At 64.6% G+C, this 2608-nt stretch carries 2 protein-coding genes and 1 pseudogene; 1 reads left to right on the top strand and 2 read right to left on the bottom strand.

The features are described from left to right. Positions 1-235: pseudogene (locus EOA29_RS32485) on the bottom strand (hypothetical protein); the annotation flags it as partial. A gap of 179 nt (positions 236-414) precedes the next feature. Here EOA29_RS32485 and EOA29_RS32480 point away from each other — a divergent pair. Continuing rightward, complete coding sequence (locus EOA29_RS32480) at positions 415-1302, top strand: DMT family transporter (RefSeq protein ID WP_126093484.1); 888 nt, start codon at positions 415-417, stop codon at positions 1300-1302. Positions 1303-1404: 102 nt separating this feature from the next. Here the strand turns inward: EOA29_RS32480 and EOA29_RS32475 are convergent. Continuing rightward, positions 1405-2608: OB-fold nucleic acid binding domain-containing protein (locus EOA29_RS32475; protein WP_245468639.1), on the bottom strand; the 1204-nt coding region annotated here is incomplete at its 5' end.

Raw genomic sequence — 2608 nt, 5'->3', positions numbered from 1 at the left:
CCCGCGTCATCAGGATGAGGCCCCGGCATTGGCCATCCAGCGACAGGGAGGTCGAGCTTGCGCCGGATTTGAAGGTGCAGGAGATGTTCACCGTCGGCGCACTGGCGCTCACCTTGAGGGTGCCGTTGCCGGCGAAGCTGCCCTGGAACGAGCGCAGGAAATCGGCATCGTCGGCACGGGCGTCCACGGCTGCCGTCAGGCAGCCGGCGAGCACAAGCAGCATCAGCGATTTCATTGGAGGTCTCCCCTCGGCATCGGACATGCCAAAGCTTACGGACACAACGACTCGAACGCGTGCGGCCGCTGCAGGTTCCGCCTTCAACGTGACCGTTTTTTTACGCCTCATCGCGCTGGCCCAGTCGAATGCATCGGCTAGCGGTTGCGGCAAGGGTCCTGGCTTGCGAAATAGCGCCCATGGCACCCGCTCCCTCGATCCCCAAGGCCGCGTTCTGGATGGCGCTGTCGATCGCCTCGTTCCTGGCGATGTCGGTCGCCGGCCGCACCGCGACGGCCGCGCTCAATGTCTTCCAGGTGCTGGAGCTGCGCTCGGTGATCGGCTTTTTCATCCTGCTGCCGCTGGTGATGACAAGCGGCGGCTTCAAGGCGATGCGCACCGAGCGCCCGCTCGCCCACGTCGCGCGCAACGTCGTCCACTATGCCGGCCAGGCCGCCTGGCTCTATGCGCTGACCTTGATTCCGCTGGCCGTGCTGATCTCGATCGAGTTCACGACACCGATCTGGACCGCGATCCTGGCGGTGAGCTTTCTCGGCGAAAGGCTGTCGCGGCCAAGGCTGACGGCGATCGTGCTGGGATTGATCGGGGTGGTGATCATCGTGCGTCCTGGCGTCGGCTCGATCGATCCCGGTCATCTCGTCGTGCTGGGGGCCGCCATGTGCTTCGGCGTCTCGGTGGTCATGGTCAAGTCGCTGACGCGAACCGAAAGCGTCGTGCGCATCATCTTCTGGATGCTGATCATCCAGTCCGTGGTCGGCCTCGTCCCGGCGCTCTATGTCTGGCGCAACCCGTCGGTCGAACTCTGGCCGTCGATATTCCTGGTCGCCTTCACCGGCATGTCTTCGCATTTCTGCATGGCCCGCGCGCTCAGCCACGCCGACGCGACCGTCATTTCGCCGATGGACTTCCTGCGCGTGCCGCTGTCGGCGCTGATCGGCTGGCTGCTCTACAGCGAGCAGATCGATGTCTTCACCGCGGGCGGCGCCTTGCTGATCCTGGCCGGCAATCTGCTCAACCTGCAGCGGAAAGCCCCGCCGACGGCGGAGGCGGAAGCCGCGGTTTCCTGAACTAGAGCGGGTCGGCCATTCACGGAAACGCTGACCCGCTCTAAGTATTTGTTTTACGCAATTCCGGACGGAAAACCGCTACGCACTTTTCCTGGAATTGCGCTAAACCAATTCCACTTCGACCACACCCGGCACCGCGCGCATGGCCGACGCGACCTGCGGCGAGATGCGGTAGCGATTGGGGAGCTCGATCTCCACCTCGCCCTGACCCGCGTCCTTGATAAGGACGAAGCTAACCTGCCCCTCGCCCTTCACGGAAAGCTGGTTGGCCAGGATGTTGATCGGCTGGGCGTCGCGCACGAAGATGCGCAGCGCCTTCTGGATGCGGCTTGCCTCGTCCTCCAGCGACTGCACTGTCTGGATGCGGAGATTGATGCCTTCCGGCCGATCTTCCGCCGAGACGGTGATCACCACCGAGCGGCCGAGTTCCAGCATGTCGCGATACTGCGCCAGGCCTTCGGAGAACAGCACCGCCTCATACTGACCCGTCGTGTCGGAAAACTGCACGACGCCCATCTTGTTGCCGGTGCGGGTCTTGCGCTCCTGCTTGGTGGTGACGGTGCCGGCGAGCCGGCCGGCCGCGGCGCCGCGCTTCACCGCGGCCGAGAATTCTCCCCAGTTCTGCACCCGCATCTTCTGCAGCGCGGCCTTGTACTCGTCGAGCGGATGCGCCGAGAGATAAAAGCCGACGACCTGGAACTCGCGGTGCAGCCGGTCGGCGGCAAGCCAGGGATCGGTCGCAGGCAGGTTGAGCGCCTGCGACTGGGCGCCAAGCGAGGCGCCGAAAATGTCGGCCTGGCCGGAGATTGCGTTCTGCTGCGCCAGCGAGGCGAGCCCCATCATCCGCTCGACGCCGGCCATCATGGCAGCGCGGTCATGCCCGAAGCAGTCCAGCGCGCCGGCCATGATCAGGCTTTCGAAGACGCGCTTGCCGACGATCTTCGGATCGACCCTTTCGCAGAAGTCGGCCAGGCTCTTGAACGGCCTCTCGCCACGCATCTCGACGATATGCTCGACCGCGGCGTCGCCGACGCCTTTGAGCGCCGCCAGCGAATAGAAGATCTTGTTCTCGCCGACCTCGAATGGTCGGAAGCTGGTCATCACCGAGGGCGCCACCACCTCGATGCCGAGGCGCATCGCATCCTGCCGGAAATCGGCCAGCTTGTCGGTATTGCCCATGTCGAGCGTCATCGACGCGGCCAGGAACTCGACCGGGTAATGCGCCTTGAGATAGGCGGTCTGGTAGGACACCACCGCGTAGGCGGCGGCGTGCGACTTGTTGAAGCCGTAGTCGGCGAACTTCGCC

Source organism: Mesorhizobium sp. M1E.F.Ca.ET.063.01.1.1 (genome assembly GCF_003998155.1).
Lineage (GTDB): Bacteria > Pseudomonadota > Alphaproteobacteria > Rhizobiales > Rhizobiaceae > Mesorhizobium.
This window is presented reverse-complemented; position numbering and strand designations above follow the sequence as displayed.